The sequence below is a fragment of the Paenibacillus sp. QJM3NY_38 genome, from assembly GCF_056173265.1.
In genome coordinates, this window is record NZ_CM149665.1 from 5686204 (window position 1) to 5702676 (window position 16473).

General features: G+C 52.2%; 15 protein-coding genes. 9 read left to right on the plus strand and 6 right to left on the minus strand.

Going from position 1 to position 16473, the window contains the following annotated elements:
* Positions 1-7: 7 nt before the first annotated feature.
* Positions 8-3736: a DNA polymerase III subunit alpha gene (locus AC0VZ8_RS26175; RefSeq protein ID WP_475484941.1), complete on the minus strand. Its 3729-nt coding sequence runs from the start codon at positions 3734-3736 to the stop codon at positions 8-10.
* Positions 3737-3921: 185 nt separating this feature from the next.
* Here AC0VZ8_RS26175 and AC0VZ8_RS26180 point away from each other — a divergent pair, with 185 nt between their 5' ends.
* From AC0VZ8_RS26180 to AC0VZ8_RS26190, 3 genes are all read left to right on the plus strand, one after another.
* Entirely contained in the window at positions 3922-4248 is a 327-nt protein-coding gene (locus tag AC0VZ8_RS26180) for a YtrH family sporulation protein (protein ID WP_071218060.1), read from the plus strand.
* 3 nt (positions 4249-4251) lie between these two features.
* Positions 4252-4755 (plus strand): sporulation membrane protein YtrI, encoded by a 504-nt coding sequence (locus AC0VZ8_RS26185; protein WP_071218059.1) that lies wholly within the window; start codon positions 4252-4254, stop codon positions 4753-4755.
* Between the two features lie 148 nt (positions 4756-4903).
* Complete coding sequence (locus tag AC0VZ8_RS26190) at positions 4904-5215, plus strand: YtpI family protein (protein WP_475484942.1); 312 nt, start codon at positions 4904-4906, stop codon at positions 5213-5215.
* An 81-nt stretch (positions 5216-5296) separates the two neighbouring features.
* Here the strand turns inward: AC0VZ8_RS26190 and AC0VZ8_RS26195 are convergent, their stop codons facing one another.
* The 4 genes from AC0VZ8_RS26195 to AC0VZ8_RS26210 form a co-directional block, all read right to left on the minus strand.
* Positions 5297-6631 carry a DRTGG domain-containing protein gene (locus AC0VZ8_RS26195; protein ID WP_475484943.1) on the minus strand — a complete coding sequence of 445 codons (1335 nt, stop codon included), beginning with the start codon at positions 6629-6631 and terminating at the stop codon, positions 5297-5299.
* A 177-nt stretch (positions 6632-6808) separates the two neighbouring features.
* The gene (locus AC0VZ8_RS26200) at positions 6809-7096 is read right to left on the minus strand and encodes a hypothetical protein (RefSeq protein ID WP_475484944.1); all 288 of its coding nucleotides are present in this window, start codon (positions 7094-7096) and stop codon (positions 6809-6811) included.
* Between the two features lie 137 nt (positions 7097-7233).
* Positions 7234-7581 carry a YlbF/YmcA family competence regulator gene (locus AC0VZ8_RS26205; protein WP_071218055.1) on the minus strand — a complete coding sequence of 116 codons (348 nt, stop codon included), beginning with the start codon at positions 7579-7581 and terminating at the stop codon, positions 7234-7236.
* A gap of 80 nt (positions 7582-7661) precedes the next feature.
* Positions 7662-8828, minus strand: a complete 1167-nt coding sequence (locus tag AC0VZ8_RS26210; protein WP_475484945.1) for a DUF445 domain-containing protein — start codon at positions 8826-8828, stop codon at positions 7662-7664.
* Between the two features lie 137 nt (positions 8829-8965).
* Here AC0VZ8_RS26210 and AC0VZ8_RS26215 point away from each other — a divergent pair, with 137 nt between their 5' ends.
* From AC0VZ8_RS26215 to AC0VZ8_RS26240, 6 genes are read left to right on the plus strand one after another with little or no spacing between them, the layout of a single operon-like run.
* Positions 8966-10360: a YheC/YheD family endospore coat-associated protein gene (locus AC0VZ8_RS26215; protein ID WP_475484946.1), complete on the plus strand. Its 1395-nt coding sequence runs from the start codon at positions 8966-8968 to the stop codon at positions 10358-10360.
* Positions 10361-10374: 14 nt separating this feature from the next.
* Complete coding sequence (locus AC0VZ8_RS26220) at positions 10375-11511, plus strand: YheC/YheD family endospore coat-associated protein (RefSeq protein ID WP_071218052.1); 1137 nt, start codon at positions 10375-10377, stop codon at positions 11509-11511.
* Positions 11508-12881, plus strand: a complete 1374-nt coding sequence (locus AC0VZ8_RS26225) for a YheC/YheD family endospore coat-associated protein (protein ID WP_475484947.1) — start codon at positions 11508-11510, stop codon at positions 12879-12881. Before AC0VZ8_RS26220 ends, AC0VZ8_RS26225 begins: the two co-directional genes overlap by 4 nt.
* Positions 12878-13984, plus strand: coding sequence for a YheC/YheD family endospore coat-associated protein (locus AC0VZ8_RS26230; protein ID WP_071218050.1), 1107 nt, complete (start codon positions 12878-12880; stop codon positions 13982-13984). The genes AC0VZ8_RS26225 and AC0VZ8_RS26230 overlap by 4 nt, the downstream gene beginning before the upstream one ends.
* A 53-nt stretch (positions 13985-14037) precedes the next feature.
* Entirely contained in the window at positions 14038-14577 is a 540-nt protein-coding gene (locus tag AC0VZ8_RS26235; RefSeq protein ID WP_475484948.1) for a GNAT family N-acetyltransferase, read from the plus strand.
* Positions 14559-15674, plus strand: coding sequence for a YheC/YheD family endospore coat-associated protein (locus AC0VZ8_RS26240; RefSeq protein WP_260068069.1), 1116 nt, complete (start codon positions 14559-14561; stop codon positions 15672-15674). The genes AC0VZ8_RS26235 and AC0VZ8_RS26240 overlap by 19 nt, the downstream gene beginning before the upstream one ends.
* Positions 15675-15781: 107 nt before the next feature.
* On the opposite strand, the gene AC0VZ8_RS26245 is transcribed toward AC0VZ8_RS26240, so the two are convergent.
* Positions 15782-16468, minus strand: coding sequence for an HAD family hydrolase (locus AC0VZ8_RS26245; protein ID WP_071218047.1), 687 nt, complete (start codon positions 16466-16468; stop codon positions 15782-15784).
* Positions 16469-16473 lie beyond the last annotated feature (5 nt).

Consider the following 16473-nt stretch of genomic DNA (forward strand, 5'->3'; position numbering starts at 1 on the left):
TTTCATGTTACTTCACTTTAACGGTGTCCTTGCCCAGCATGCTTTCCATTTCGGCAAAAAGCTCTGTGGAAGGCTTGATTCGATAGGCTTCGCTAAGCGCAAGCACCTTCTGGCTCCGCTCATAAAACAGCACCGTTGGCACATGCCCCGGATGCTGCTGCAGGAGCTCTTTCAGCTTCACCAGCAGCTCCGATTGCTCCGCATCGGCCGTTATTTTCACAAACACACGCTGCTCAGCCTTATGATTCGATACGACGGTACGAGATTCCTTCTCGGGCGATAGGCTGTTACCCGACGCTTCGTTTCGAATAGAGATCGAATCCTGTCCACTCCGGGCGGCAAGCGGCTCCGGAGTCGGGACTGCCGATGGATTACCGGCCAAAACCGGCTGGATGCCGGCTGCACCCGATTTACCACTACGGCCGTTATTATCTCCGCCGGATCTTCCTCTGCCGCCCGCTGTTCCCCGAACCTTGCTCCGGTGAACCAGTTGACTCAAGGTTTGCGGCTCAAGCGGCGCGATTTCTTCGGCCAGCAGCTTGAAGCCTTCGTCCTGCAGTTGAACCTTCGCCCGGATCGCCAGCAGCGCGCCTTTTTCAATCAGATGCGCGCTTCGCTTCCATACTTCAGGAAAAAGAACGACCTCACAGCGCTCAATTTGATCCTCGCACTCCATGAAGGCCATCGCCTTTCCCTGTTTCGTCGTAATGGTCTTCAGTGTAACCACCATCCCGGCAACCGTTGCCATTGACTCATCTTCCGCTTCATGGAGATCCATTAACCGATCAGCTCCGGACTCCGTCAGCGTATCTTCGAAGCCGTCCAGCGGATGGCCGGACAAATACATGCCCAGCAGCTCGCGTTCGAATTCGAGCTGCTGACTTGCGGTATACGGCGGGATGTCCGGATATTCGATGTCCCAATTCGTGGTTTCCACGAAGTCGAAGAGCTGAATCTGAAGATCATCCCGTTCCTTTCTCCACTTCACGGCCGCTTCGACCGTTTCGTCCAGCATGGCAACCAGCTGGGAACGGTGTCCCTGCAAGGAATCGAAAGCCCCTGCCTGGATAAGCGACTCGATCACGCGCTTGTTGCATACGCGGAGGTCTACCCGGCGGCAAAAATCGAGCAGGCTTTCGAACGGCTTTTCGCGCCGAATCTCGACGATGTTCTCCACCGCCTGCGTGCCTACGTTCTTGATCGCGGCTAGCCCGAATCGGATTCCGCCTCCGGCCGGACGTTGGCCTTCATCATCACCGCCCTCGGCAGCAGAACCGCTCATGACCGGCGTGAAATACGTTCCGCTTTCGTTGACGTCCGGCGGCATGACCTCGATGTCGAGGCGCCGTGCCTCCAGCACATATTCGGCTACCTTCCGGTGGCTGCCCATGACGGCCGTCAGCATGGAAGCCATGAACGGAACCGGATAGTGCGCCTTAAGATAAGCCGTCTGGAAGGCCAGCACGCCGTAAGCGGCGGCATGCGCACGGGGAAATCCGTAGTTCGCGAACCGGACGATCATATCGTACACGCGGTTGGCTTCATCCTCGCTATAACCGAGCTTGAGACTGCCCGAAACGAAATGGCTCCGCTCCCGATCCAATACTTCGCGCTTCTTCTTCGACACCGCTCTTCGCAGCAAATCCGCTTCCCCGAGCGAGAAGCCGGCCATCGTCGAAGCGATCTGCATGATCTGCTCCTGATAGACGATAATGCCGTACGTATCGCCTAGTATCGGGATCAGGTCCGAATGGGGATACTCCGGCTCGATCCGGCCGTGCTTGGCTTGAATGAACTTCGGAATAAACTCCATGGGACCCGGACGGTACAAGGCATTCACGGATACGATATCCTCAAACACCGAAGGTTTCAGATCCTTCAGCACCCGCCGGATGCCCGCGGATTCGAGCTGAAATACCCCCGTGGTATCGCCGCGCCCCAGCATCTCATACGTCAGATGATCGTCATCCGGCACTTGTTCGAAATCGAGTGTTCTGCCCGTCAATTCTTGAATCCATCTCAGCGTGCGCTCTATGATGGACAACGTCCGCAGACCCAAAAAATCCATCTTGAGCAGGCCCACGCTCTCCAGATTCTCCATGGAATACTGCGTCAGCGCCGTCTTCTCGCTGCCTTCCTGCAGCGGAACCGCATCCGTCAGCGGATCGCGGGAAATGACAATGCCTGCTGCATGGGTCGAAGCATGACGGGGCATGCCCTCAACCTTCATCGCCATATCGATCAGCTCGCGCACCTTCGGCTTCGTCTCGTACTGCTCCTTCAGCTGCGGGCTTTGCTCCATCGCTCCCGCGATGCTGATGCCCAGATGGTTAGGGATCAGCTTGGCCGCCTTGTCCACATCCCCGAACGGCACATTCAGCGCACGTCCAACATCACGGACGGCCGCCCTTGCCGCCATCGTACCGAACGTAATAATCTGGGCGACATGCTCTTTCCCGTATTTATCCACCACATAATCAATGACCTCTTCCCGGCGCTCGTCACTGAAGTCGATATCAATATCCGGCATCGTAATCCGCTCCGGATTCAGGAAGCGTTCAAACAACAATTTATATTTCATCGGGTCCACATTCGTAATCTGAAGAGTGTAGGCCACCAGGCTGCCCGCCGATGAACCCCGGCCCGGTCCAACCGCGATGCCTTGCCGGTGGGCGTAGGCGATAAAGTCCCATACGATCAGGAAATAATCGCTAAAGCCCATGTTCTCGATGACGCCAAGCTCATAGTTCAGTCGCTGCTCCAGCTCGCTGCGCTCTGCTTCATCCTGCCACCTCTCCGTATTCCCGTAACGCTCTTGCAGACCGTTCAAGCAGAGCTCCCGCAAGTATTCGGCTGCATTCCTCCCTTCCGGGAGCGAGCTGTATTCCGGCAAAATCGATTTGCCGAATTCCAGCTCCAGATTGCATTGGTCCGCAATCTTAGCCGTATTCAATATAGCTTCAGGCACATGGGGGTACAATCGCTCCATGTCGCTGCCGCTCTTCAAATAGAGCTGGTTCGTCTGGATCTGCAGCCTGTCTTCATCTTCAACCGTCTTTCCCGTGCCGATGCAGATCAGGACGTCCTGAACCTCGGCATCGCTCTCGGTCAGATAATGCACATCGTTGGTCGCTACCAGCGGAATGCCGGTCTCGCGGCTTAGCTGAATCAGCTGGGGATTCACGCGCTTCTGCTCCGGAATTCCGTGATCCTGCAGCTCCAGATAGTAATCTTCTCCAAAAATCGCCTGATAACGAAGCGCGGCAGCTTTCGCTTCCGCTTCGCGTCCATGAAGCAGATGCTGGGGAACCTCGCCGCCCAAGCAAGCGCTGAGACATATGATGCCTTCATGATGGGCGGCCAGCGCCTCCATATCGATTCGGGGTCTGTAATGGTACCCCTCCAAATGCCCGATCGAGCACAGCTTCATCAAATTGCGATAGCCGGTCTCATTCTTGGCAAGCAGAATCAAATGATAGATCGGCTGATCCTTGCGGCTTCCCCGCTCCTTGCGGGAGCCTGCCGTGATATAGGCCTCGCAGCCGATAATCGGTTTGATGCCTTGCGCCAGGCAGGCTTTATAGAACGGAATGGCACCATACATCACGCCATGATCCGTCAGGGCCAGCGATTTCATGCCAAGCGCCGCCGCTTCCCGCACCAGGTCACCGATACGTGCCGCTCCATCGAGCAAACTGTAATCACTATGCACGTGCAAATGCACGAAAGAGCTCATCGTAACGCCTTCCTTTCGCCGGTACATGTATATTTGAAATCCATCCAGAAATATCTGAAAAAGTCTTTATACCATTTTATCATAATCACGCTAGGCCCGCCCATAGAATGAAACTAGGGAATACGTGGACAGGCGTTTGCCATAACATCCACCGAGAGTAGAGAGTAGAAAGGAGACATGAGGGCATGAGCGTTTTTTTATCCAAAGCGATCCTGGACTTTTTTATAGCCTTCGGCATCGTGCTGGGGGGAGCCATGGTAGGAGGCGTGGGCGCCGTGCTGTCCTTGCAGCCCCCGACCCTGACCATGGTTGAAGTGGCCGACCGGATTAAGATATGGGCGCTTGCGGCCGCGATCGGGGGCACCATTGATCCAATGCGAGTCATTGAAAGCAACGTGCTTGACGGGAATTTATCCCCTGCCATCAAGCAGGTTTTATATCTGGGTTTTGCATTTCTTGGAGCACATATGGGCAGCGAGCTGGTCAAATGGGTGTGCTTCAGCCGGAGCTGAATGATGCGCGTACCTCCAGCCCACCGCTTCCGCCCCTTCTATCAGGTCGCATCCATCTTCGTGCTGGGGATGGTTGTCGGCAGCATCGTCTACAATTCGGTTTATCATGCAGCCTACAATAAATTATGGTTAACGAATCAGGAGCAGCAGCTCAAAATAACGCAATATGAAGAAGATATCGATTCGTTAAAAAAATACAATAAACAATCCACGGTCATCAAGGAAATCAAGATCCGCAGCGAACAAAACGACAAATTGCCGCTGGATCCCGTCATCATCAAAGAGCTCGTCAGGCTTATGAGCGATGATCTGGCAGCCCTTCGCGGCCGCAACGTGTTTGATATCGACGCAGACAGCAAGCTGACGCGCTCACTCCTCAGCGACAAAATCTATACGGTCCGCGAGAAAGATTACAAGGTCCAAATCAAGACTATGCTCGTCATGGAAGGCGTGCTGCAAATCTGGGTTAGCGTTGATCATGTGGATGCAAAGTCAACCGGATCATGATACAATACATACTATTGTAAATGATCGAATCTAACATGCTTTTAGAGATTGTTCAAAAAGTCATACTTTAGATCACGAAGCAGCACATGAACACATCCCTTTAGCCACATTGCGAGCATGTTACCGAATATGAAGGAGCCTTCCATTCATGATAACTGTCATCCACTATGTCCTGTACATCATTCTCGTTCTGTCCGTGGTCGCGGCGGCGCTCTATAGCATTCGCGCCCGGCGTGTAGCCGATCCCGCTGACCGCGGCATCTATATGTCCATGATGAACCTCTGTATGGGCATTATGCTGGTTTCCCTATCGCTGGTCTGCATGTTTCTGTTCAGCGGCTCCACGCCGGCTGTCATTGTAGAAGCCGTGTTCTTGGTGCTTGGCGCATTTAATATATTTGCCGGCATAAGAAGCCGCACCTATTACAGCAGAATGAAGAATTCGAGGACGGCCAGCTAAGTTAAACTGAACGGAACAGGGGCATCCCGCAAGGTCCATGAAGACCTGCAGGATGCCCCTTTATTTGTCCGGAGTTTAACGTTAGCCGTGATCGATCGCCTGCATCGTCATGACCGCTTTTGCAATCAGGTTTGTCTGATGCTGGATCTCGATCTCCATCTTGCAGGTACGGCGGCTGATCTCCAGCAATTTTGGCATAATGACGATCGGATCCTCGATCTGCACGGGCCGGATAAAATACGTCGACAGATGATCCAGTACATGATCCCAGCCGCTAATATCCTTGGCCGCTTTAACCGCAGCTTGGCTCATGACGGTCGTGAGCACCCCTTGCGAAATCGTTCCAAGTTCTGAAGCCATTTGGGGCGTGATAAAACCGTGAAAGAACAAACGTCCTTCCTCATCCCGATCCTCTGCAATCCCATTCCAGATCAGCTGATCAAACGTCTCGCCAAGCTGAGGCTGGTTTCGCGCATCCCGCAGTGCTCCTAACACTTCTTTACGAGTAACCGTTGCAAGCAGCTTGCGGTTCCGATCCACAATCGGAAGAAAATCGATCCCTTCCCACATCATAATCTGCGCCGCAGATGCGAGCGACGTTTTCATGCTTGCCGTTACCGGATTGCGGGTCATCGCTTTCTCGATCGGCTGAGTTTCGGTGAGCCCTTCCACATCCCGAACCCCGACGATGCCGATGACCCGGTTCCATTCGTCTGTTACCGGATACCGGATTTGCCCGGTCGCCTGTGAAATCCGTTTGAATTCCTGAACGGTGACGGAGTTTTTCAACTGGTGATTCTTCGGCTTATCATGAGCGATATCCTCCACCAGCATAATTTTCTTCTTGATTAATCGGTCAAAAATGGCGCGGTTAATCATGGAGGCGACGGTAAACGTGTCATGCCTGGACGATATAATGGGCAGATGCAGCTGGTCTGCCAGCTGTTTCACTTCCCGGCTGGTTCCGAAACCGCCCGTAATCAACACGCCCGCCCCCTGCTCGAGTGCCAGGGAATGGGCATCTTCGCGGTTACCGACAATCATGAGGCTTCCGGCATCGATATATCGAATCATCGCCTCCACCTTCATGGCGCCAATCACGTATTTATGCAGGCTTTTATTAAGCCCTTCCGCACCGCCAAGCACATGCCCTTCCACAATTTCAACGACATCGGCAAACGTAAGCTGCTCGGATATGTTACGCGGCTTCCGTTCCACACGAACCGTGCCGATCCGTTCCTTCGTGACCACGATGCCCAGGCTTTCCGCTTCCTTTACCGCCCGATAAGCGGTTCCCTCGCTGACGCCCATCTCTTTGGCTAACCGCCGCACCGAAATTTTGCTTCCAACCTTCAAACTTTCAATATGCTGAACCAATTGCTCGTGTTTGGTAATCGTATCATCTCGAACGTCCAACTGTTACACCCCCAGAACACTATCTGTACCATACTGTATCTATTATATCACGTCCTATGAAGCTCCCATACCCGTCAGACACAAAAAACCTCCCCTGAAGGTTAACGGATGGGCGATCCAACCGTATCCCTTAAAGGGAGGTTTTTGTTCGTCACAGCTCTCGCTGTGATCCAACGCTTAATTCGCTTCCTGGCTCTTCTGTTCCTCAGGCCATATCAGCTCCCACTGACGCATTTTTTCCTTGCGGACCTCATCAAGAGCTTTCTGTTTCGCTTCATCTACACCAATCAGATAATAGAGATGCGAACCGATGACGAGCAGGGCAAATCCAGCCCAGACTGCACCGAACAGCGAAACCCATGAGAACCCTCCGGAGAACGAAATGCTGGGAAGGGCATATATCAGCATGCCGAGTGCAACCAATAAATATGCCGTGTGCTTAAACTTGTTCTTCTTTTTTTTCATTGTAAACGCAGCTCCTCTACTCTCTGAAATCTATATTTCTACTCTATGAGGAGCTTGCGCAATTTATGAGACAAGTTTTTAAAAATGTACCTAATTTGTGTTGAAGTTTATTGTCCGCAGCCCTAAAAAGGGAACGTCTATGGTTGGGCTGGACCATACAGATGCTGAAGACTATCCGATATAATCTTGTTTACATCTTCGATTATGACACTCAGACGGCGCTCAGCGTCGAACAAACGGCGGATGTTCAGGTTCAGGCTCAGCACCTCAAACTGCTTCTCCATCTTCTCCATTTCGTCCTGTGCCGGCATATCGCCCGACATCATGCGCTGTTGAAGTTCCATCTGGCGCTGCCGGAAATCATCCAGCATGCGTCTGCTCTCCGGATCTGCATCCACGAGTTTCATAGCAGAGGTAATTTCTTCTACTTCCTTGCTTTCCTTCATCGCTTTTGCCAAATCATGTGCCTTGTCATAAATGTTCATTCGTAATTCCTCCAATATGCTCGGCTTAAACGCCGTATTTGAATTCGCCTCTCGCCTTAATCCTTACTCCATCAAAATTCTTATCTCCACAGTATGGTCAGCATGGATTGGAACAATCCGATCACTCCGCCCAGCAGCACCCCAAGCCAGGTGATGGCCCTGAATTCGCGGCCGGACACACTCAGGATGATCTCTTCCAGCCGCTCAATCGGGAACTTCTCCACCTGCTCCTGAACGAGCTGCGGTAAGTTTACAGCCTTCATGGCCGCCGGGATACTTCGCTCAAGGAAGCCCAGCCCCTTATCGAGCAGTCCAGGCAGAGCTGCTTCGATGGCAGGCATTCGCGGTCCAATCAGCTCGCCTACGCGAAGAGACTCGATTTGCTTAATCCACTTGGACCAAGGAAGCTTGTCATCCAATGTGCGGGAGACCCAAGCGAGGCCCGGCTCACCAGCGGCATGTTCGATGAAATTCCCGAGCGGCATTTCACCGTAATACGACAGCTTTCCTGAGATAATATCCGTGATGGTCTTGCGGACCTTCTCACTCTCCAGCTGCTGAATCAGCATGGGCGTCAGCTTCTGGATCAGCTTATCCTCATCCACAAAGATCGAAGCCATCGTCCCCAGAAATCCGCCTGCCTTATCGATGAGTGAAGAAGCCACATCCGATAGCATAAGCTGCCCCTTCGCGGACAACAGCGTGCTCCTCAGCTCCTTCAGCACAATATCGGCGGCAGCCCCGCTCCAGCCCTGAATCGTTTCCTCGGACCAACCGGGAACAAGCTCCTTCAGCGGTTTTGCCTCCAATCCGTATCCGTGCCATACTGCTGCGGCACCCCGGGCTGTGAACTGGCGGGCCGATTGTTCGGCACGGACCTTCAATTGCTCCCACTGTTCGGAGCTCCATACCTTTAGCGCCAAGTCTCCGAAGCTCAGCTCCGACTGGCTCCATTCCTCCAGCTTCCGATAGAGGCTGTCCTCTATCTTACCCCGAAACACCGGCTTTCGAATAAGCTCCTGCAATCCCTCGCTTGTCACCAGGTAATCCGAGACCACACGTCCCAACGACTCGGCTATTTCGTCCTTGCGCTTTGGAATGAGCCCTGGCGTGAAGGGTACGCGGCGGCCCAGGATGATTTTTTCTTCACGGGGATGAAACAGCATTTTTATTGCAAAGTGGTTCGTTATGCCGCCAACAAAAGCAGCAACACACACGTTCACCAAAATAAACAGCCAGTTCTGCATTTTCAGCACTCCTTTTTCCCGAGCAGTACAATCACCAAGGGATATATGTCCTCATATGATGCATTACATGCAATGATCAGATGAAGTCTTTTGTCTGTTCACTTAAGTATCCAGTTGTTGTCGGAAGGAGATCCATCATGCGCAAATCCAAGATCAAATCCAACACCAAATCCAAGATATCGACTCAATTAATCCGCTCAGCCCAGCTTTCGGATAACGATATCAAGCTTGGTGACCGGCTCATCAGACAGCTCCGTATCCCGACAGATTCAAAGGTACAGCTTGCCTTTGGCTCCTTCAAGCAGGAAGTCCGCGTTATCTCAGGAGGAAAATCGAACTCGCTGGCCTTAAACCCTTCGGTATTCAGCCATTCGGGACTTCTTCCTCGAACCGTCATGAATGTCAAATATTATCCAACGGAAAGAACGCTGAAGCTCGGTCCGCTTATCGGGATCATGGTCAGCCGATATCAACCGGATGAACCTGATAAACCTTTCGGATCAATCTCAGCTTTCTGCCTGGAAATGGTCAACGCGGCCAAAAAACAGGGCGCATATGTATATTTTTTCACACCTGACATGATCGGTTCGAACCCGTCAACACTTGAAGCCATTGCTTATGACGCGGGATGGAAAAAGCTCAGCGTTCCAGCTCCGGACGTCATTAATAACCGGCTGTCTACCCGCAAACTGGAGAATAGTCCTAGCGTACAGCATTTTATGAGAGAAGTAAAATCGCGATTCGGCACCCAAATCTTTAACGAGAAATTTCTCGATAAATCGGATGTCTTCGAGGCACTCGGGCCTGATGTGAAACTGCAGAAATATTTGCCCGAATCCTATTTGCTCAGCGGTTATCCGACGCTCAAAAAAATGTGCGCCACTTATCGGACGGTCTTCCTGAAACCGGTGCGGGGTAGTCTGGGAAAAGGGATCATCCGGATATCCCGCCAAGAGAACGGCAAATATCAAACGATGACCACCTCTCTTGAAGGAAGCAAGAAGAATACCTACTCCTCACTTCCAAAGCTGTTCAGCAGCTTATCTGGGAAAATAAAAAAAACGCGTTATCAAATTCAGCAAGGGCTGGATTTGATCCGCATCAACCGGCGAAACGTTGATTTTCGCGCGCTTGTTCATAAAGACAAGAATGGAAAGTGGGCAGTGACTTTGGTCGTGGCCCGTATTGCCGGCGGAAACCACTTTGTTTCCAATCTTGCCAGAGGCGGTACGCTATCTTCCGTCAAAGACGCGCTTGCCATGAGCAGTATCCCGTTAACCTCCAGACAAACGGCCCCCGCCCGAATGAATCAAGCGGCGCTCGATATTGCTCATGGACTGGAGGCTGCCATTCCCTATCATTTCGGGGAGCTCGGCATTGACTTGGCAATTGATACGGCTGGCCGCATTTGGCTCCTGGAGGTCAACTCCAAGCCGTCCAAAGGTGAAAATGCACCGCTGAATGCCGACTCCAAAGTAAGACCGTCAGCCGTGCGGCTCGTTCAGTACTGTCAATACTTGACAGGGTTCTAAAGAAGGAGAACATTATGTCGTCAAACAAGATAGGCACCCTGGGTGTCATGGTATGCCGCAAACCGGGCTTCCCTCCCTTCGCAGAGAAGGAATTCCTCCGTGAACTTAGCTCGAAGGCCAAGGGACTCGGCATGCAGGTATTTGTTTTTTGTCCGGATGATGCCTCTTCTGCTTCTGGTGTTGAAAGCTCCATAGATAGGATACAAGGATATCAATTCAATCCAGAAAAAGGCTGGAGTTTCGGCACCTTTCCTCCTCCAGATGTCATCTATGACCGATGTCTGCACCGAAACGGTGAGGAAACGGCTGCCGCCGGGGCGTATCTGAACCGAATGCTGCAGCAGGGCGTAAGACTGTGGGCACGCGGTCTGCCCGGCAAGCAGAAAGTGCATCAACTATTAAAGCGCTCCTCCGCCTTAAGGCCATATCTGCCGGCAACCTTAAGTTATACGGGAGCCGAATCACTGAGCAGGGCACTGCTGGCTTTTGACAGCAGACTTTTCATGAAGCCTAGCGGAGGCTCTCAGGGTCGGCATACTTTGTACCTCGCTTTGACAGATCAACAGCGTGTCAGACTGCAAGGAAGGGACCGGAGCAATCGCATGTTCCAGCAGACTATTCCCGCACAAGAGATGAACGAATGGGTGAGCCGTTTTACCGGTCGACGCCGGTTTATCATTCAACCCTACCTGGAGCTTCATAACCGCAACGGAGATCCGTTTGATATTCGGTCATTGGTTCAAAAGAATAACCGCGGCAGATGGTCCATCACAGGAATCGCTGCACGGCAAGGCGTAAGCCAAGGACTGACCTCGAACCTTCACGGGGGAGGCACCGCATATCCGGCCCTTCCCTATCTAACGACCGATTTCGGAGAAGAAAAGGCCATGAAGATCATTCAGACCATCCGAGATCTGTCCGCTCAGCTTCCATCCCTGCTCGAAGAAGGATTCGGCCGACTTGGCGAGCTGGGAATCGATTTTGGCGTGGATACAAAGGGACGGGTCTGGATCCTGGAGGTTAACTCCAAACCGGGCCGCCGCGCATTTACACTAACGGGAGATGGTCACGCAGCCCGGCTGTCCGTCGAACATCCGATTCAATACGCCCGTTATTTATTGCTTCGACAACTTAGGAGGGTAAATACATGAGTTTGAATTTCGGAAATATTCATTTCTCGCAGCAGCCCGAAAAAGTCGTCTTTTTATCCGGTTCGCTTCTGAAGAGCCTGGGGCTATCAAGCAGGAAATCGATTAAGCTACGCATCGGTACCAACACGGTTTCGGCTGCTGTAAAACCGATCGATCGATCGGGGAAACACATCTATTTAAGCAACGGTGTCCGAAACGGTATCCACGTTCCGAGACAGGGCCCTGTCTATATCCATTCCCCCCGTGAAGGAGAGATCGAGCTGGGGCCCGTGGTTGGGGTTCTCTCCGACGGACCTCATAATCCATCCAGCCCCTTTGGAGCCCGAACCTCGTATATTCGACAGCTTCTTCGTGAGGGCAACAAAAAAATGTTTGTATATGCCTTTGCCCCCCGGGATATCAATTGGCAGCGCGAAACAGTTCATGCCTATATGCTCGGTTCCGGCGGCGGTTTTGTCCGCAAAACCGTTCCGCTCCCAAATGTCGTCTATAATCGCCTGCCTAGCCGAAAAACCGACTTCTCCCCTTTTACCAATCAACTGAGAGATCGGTTTCTGAAGCGCAACATTAAATTTTTCAACTGGGCCTTCTTCAATAAATCCGATGTGTACTCCCAGCTGGACGGCGACGTGCAGGCAGGCAAATATTTGCCGGAAACGCATAACAATCCTAGTCCCGAGCGGATTAAGGATATGATGGAGCGCCATAACTTTGTATATTATAAGCCCTCAGCCGGAAGCTTAGGCCTCGGGATTTACCGGTTAACCTATCTTCCCAAAAAAGGATACTTTGCGCGATATCACGGAAACGGGGGTAACACCCTTCTCAAGTTCCCAAGCTTTAACAGTCTGATGCGTATGCTTCAGGCCAAGCACGGCTCCAAGCTGCGTAACTATGTTATCCAGCAAGGAATCCGCCTCATTGAAATCGATGGCTGCCCTATCGACTTCAGATTCCATATGCATAAGAACAGCAAAAACCGGTGGTCCGTGGTTGGTATCGGTGCCAAAAAAGCCGGCCGGGGCAGCGTCACAACGCATATCAAGAACGGGGGCTCCTTGATGACGCCGGAGCAGGCGCTCAGCCGGGCCTTCGGCTCCAAAGCTCGAGAGGTGCTGGAGCGTGCCAAGGACGCCGCCATCGCGATGTCGGAGGCGATCGAGAATCATCATCCGCATCTGTTAGGAGAAATCGGGTTCGATATAGGAATAGATGATAACGAGAGGATATGGATGTTTGAAGCGAATTCAAAGCCGGGCCGATCGATATTCAACCACCCTTCTCTTAAAGGGGAAGGAAAAGCATCGGTGGAGCATATTTTTGAACACAGTATGTATCTCAGCGGCTTCCACAGGGGGAATGACTCGTGAACAACCGAGTGGAGAGTGATGGAAGACCGGTTGTAGCCATCCTGACCATGCACGATTCGCATACGATGTTCAGGGGCAACCGGCAAAACTTTCAGGAAATCATCAAGACAGGGAAGGATATGGGCTTTCTGGTCTATGTCGTCACTGTACGTGATCTGAAGCTTGATACAGGTACTGTCAAAGGCTATATCCTGAACGGCGACCATTCCTGGGAGCAGAGGCTATGCCCTCTGCCCCAGGTTATATATAACCGGATCCCTTACCGAGAGGATGAAGCCCTTCCCTGGGTTCGACGCAAAATCAAGGAATGCCAAAAACATCCCCATATCGATATCTACAATCCACACTTCTTCAATAAATGGCGGCTGTTTGCTTGGCTGAACAAATCACGATTAACCAAAAAGTGGGCACCTTTGACAAAGCGTTTAAAGGGTTACCCTACTCTATATGAGATGATGAAGCGGAAGCCCTACCTGTATCTTAAACCCGAGGACGGCAAAGCCGGGCAAGGGATCATGAGGGTACGGTATCAGAAAAACAAATCGCTGCCCTACCGCATACAGATACAGAACAACAAAAACAGCACCACCTACAAAGCTGCCTCCTTAGAGCGGCTTTGGAACCGGGTTTATCAGGAGACTAAAGGAAGCTCATACCTGATCCAGCAAGGAATCGAGCTGGCCCAGGTCCACGGTCGCGCCTTCGACCTCCGCATACTTGTGCAAAAGAACGAGTACGGCTCCTGGGCAGTTACAGGAATTGGAGCTCGAATGGCAGGCGCCAAAAGCATCACCACACATGTTCCTCGCGGAGGAACGATTGAGGATCCGGAGAAGCTGCTGCCGATGGTGTTCGGTCAGGAACGGTCCGACGCCATCCTTAGCGAGGTTAAAAAAGCAGCCGTGCATATGGCACGGCAGATTGAAAAGAGCTCTGGTCAGATCCATGGCGAAATGTCCATGGACCTCGGAATTGATAGCGAAGGCGTTCTTTGGTTCTTCGAAGCCAATTCAAGACCCATGAAATTTGACGAACCCGCGATCCGGAAAAAGTCACTGGAGCGGATTTTTCAATATTCCGAATATCTGATCAATCAAAGATAGCCCCTGCATCAGCCAGAGCAACGGTTAAGGAAGACATGAAAGGAGGGGATCATGTGGAAATTTCATGTCTATCTCTCTCAAGCCCGGAAGAATGGCCGCATGCCAGACAGCAATGCAGCGATTTCTTCCGGCGGTACAGCAACAAACGTCTAACCGGCGAAGGTTACCAGCGTCTGGCCTTGCTATCCTATGACGAGCTGCTGCAGCCCGGCACCTCGATTGTGGCAGCTACGGTTCGAAGTGATGTCGGCCGCATACCTGTGGGGATGTGCTTTGCGGCGGATTATGGGGAAGGTGCCTGCATGGTTGCTGTGCACCCTCTATACCGCAACCGGCATATCGGTTCTTCCCTGATCCGCTCACAATTATCCAAATTCGGGCGGCTGCGATGCAAAGTGGCCGCCGATCATTCGCCAAGTTTGCAAATGTGCTTTCATGCAGGGCTTCAGGCCATAGCGCTTGAGCAAGGTCCGACGGGCAAACCTACACTCGTTATGAGCGGAACCCTTCCCCTGCACCCATTCCACAGTTCTTCAGCATCTCGTGCTGACTCTGTTCAAGAAGGTGAACTTCTGTGTCAAAACCCGTCTTAGGTATTATGACGTTATACTTGGATGAACGGAAAACGCTGGAGGAGCGGCATATCTACGAGCATATGATCAGGGAAGGAAAAGCGATGGGGCTTGACGTTTACGTCTTCACCCCTGCTGACGTTAACAGTACGCAAGGCCTGATCAACGCCATGGAATACGATCCGGATCGCCGGAGATGGGGCCGCAGATGGCGCTCGTTCCCCAATATGATCTTTGATCGCTGCCGCATTCAAAAGAGCCCTCGCTTTCAACAGCTGCTGCGCTTTCGTTCACGCTATCGGCATTTACTGTTTCTGAACAGACCTTTACGCAACAAATGGACGATTCATCAAGTATTATCCACCAAGAAACGCTTCCGTCCCCATCTGCCGGATACTCGGATCGTGACCAGCACAAGCGACATCCACCGGATGCTCAACGTTCATCCTACCGTCTATTTTAAACCGATTAACGGAACGGGCGGACGCGGAATTCTGCGGATTACGAAGGTACCTGGTGTTGCGGGCACGTATGAAATCCGGGGACGCAATTCCAACCGGAGCATCATCAGACCGAAGCGAATGCCTTCAGGCCATTTGGCGCAATATCTGTCGGGCTGGGGCAATAGAGATCGATATCTGGTTCAAGAGGGGATCCAGCTGGAGCTGCCGGATGGAAGAGTGCATGATTACCGGATGCTCGTACAGAAAAATGGATCCGGTCAATGGCAGGTGACCGGCTGCGTGGGACGCGTCGGAGCGCCGAAAAGCGTGACCTCCAACCTGCATGGCGGCGGGCGTGCGACCATGATGGAAGAATTGTTAAGCAAATGGATCGCAGATCCGGCAAAGCGCGCCAGCATCCGCGAGGAAGCCGACTCCCTCGGTGTGGATGTGGCCCAATTTCTTGACGGACAGTATGGAGGCTTGTGCGAGATTGCCCTGGATCTGGCCGTGGATAAAACCGGAAGAGTTCTTCTTCTCGAGGTGAATCCGAAGCCATCAAGGGAAGTCTTCTCTCAAATCGGCGATATGGCTGCCTACCGTGAATCGATGGTGAAGCCCTTAGAATATGCACTGTGGGTGTACAGTCAGAAAAAATCCGCAAAAAATGCTTAAGTTAGATCGTAAGAAAACCGTATTAAAGAATCCAAAAAACGCGCAAAGGCTGTTTCCAAGAGGGTTGCTTGCTACCCTTGGAAACAGCCTTTGCGACTCCTATCTATCTATTCGGCTTGATCATGAAGCCTCAGCAGGTGTGAAAAAGAATGAATAACGACATCTGATCCCTTAAGCTCCTGCTCCCCGCCAAAGCCTGCATAGCGGCAGCCAATGACGGTTTGTCCGTTCTCTTTGCCCGCCTCCACATCCGATGACCGGTCCCCTACCATCCAGGCGTCCCGGATATCGTGTTCATCCAGCAGCAGCCTAACCAAATCCACCTTGGAAGCCGTTCCATGCTCTCCGGCACTGTAGACTCCTTCAAAGAGCGACATGATCCCTCTCGCTTCAGCTATGCCTTTCACATAATGCTCCAGGCCGTTGCTGGCAACAAATAATCGGACGCCCCGCCGATGAAGCTCCTCCAGCGTCTCCTTCACCTCGGGATACAATACGGCTGCTTCATTGCTTAAGCCTTCGAGCTCAAGCTGCAGCAGCAGCTCGTCTGCACGTCGATGGGCTGCCGGCGTTCCATTCGGTATGACAATCTTCCAAATGTCTTCGAGCAGCATTCCCAGACATCCAAGCATGAGCTCCTCATCCGGCGTTTCTCCTTCATAGTGCCCCTCTTCACGCAAAATGTCGAACAATTTGTGATAGGCGGGCAGCAGCAGGGTCTCCGTCTGAAACAGCGTTCCATCCATGTCAAATATCATCGCTTCCGGCTTGATCAACGTTGCAGTATTTTCCAATTTGG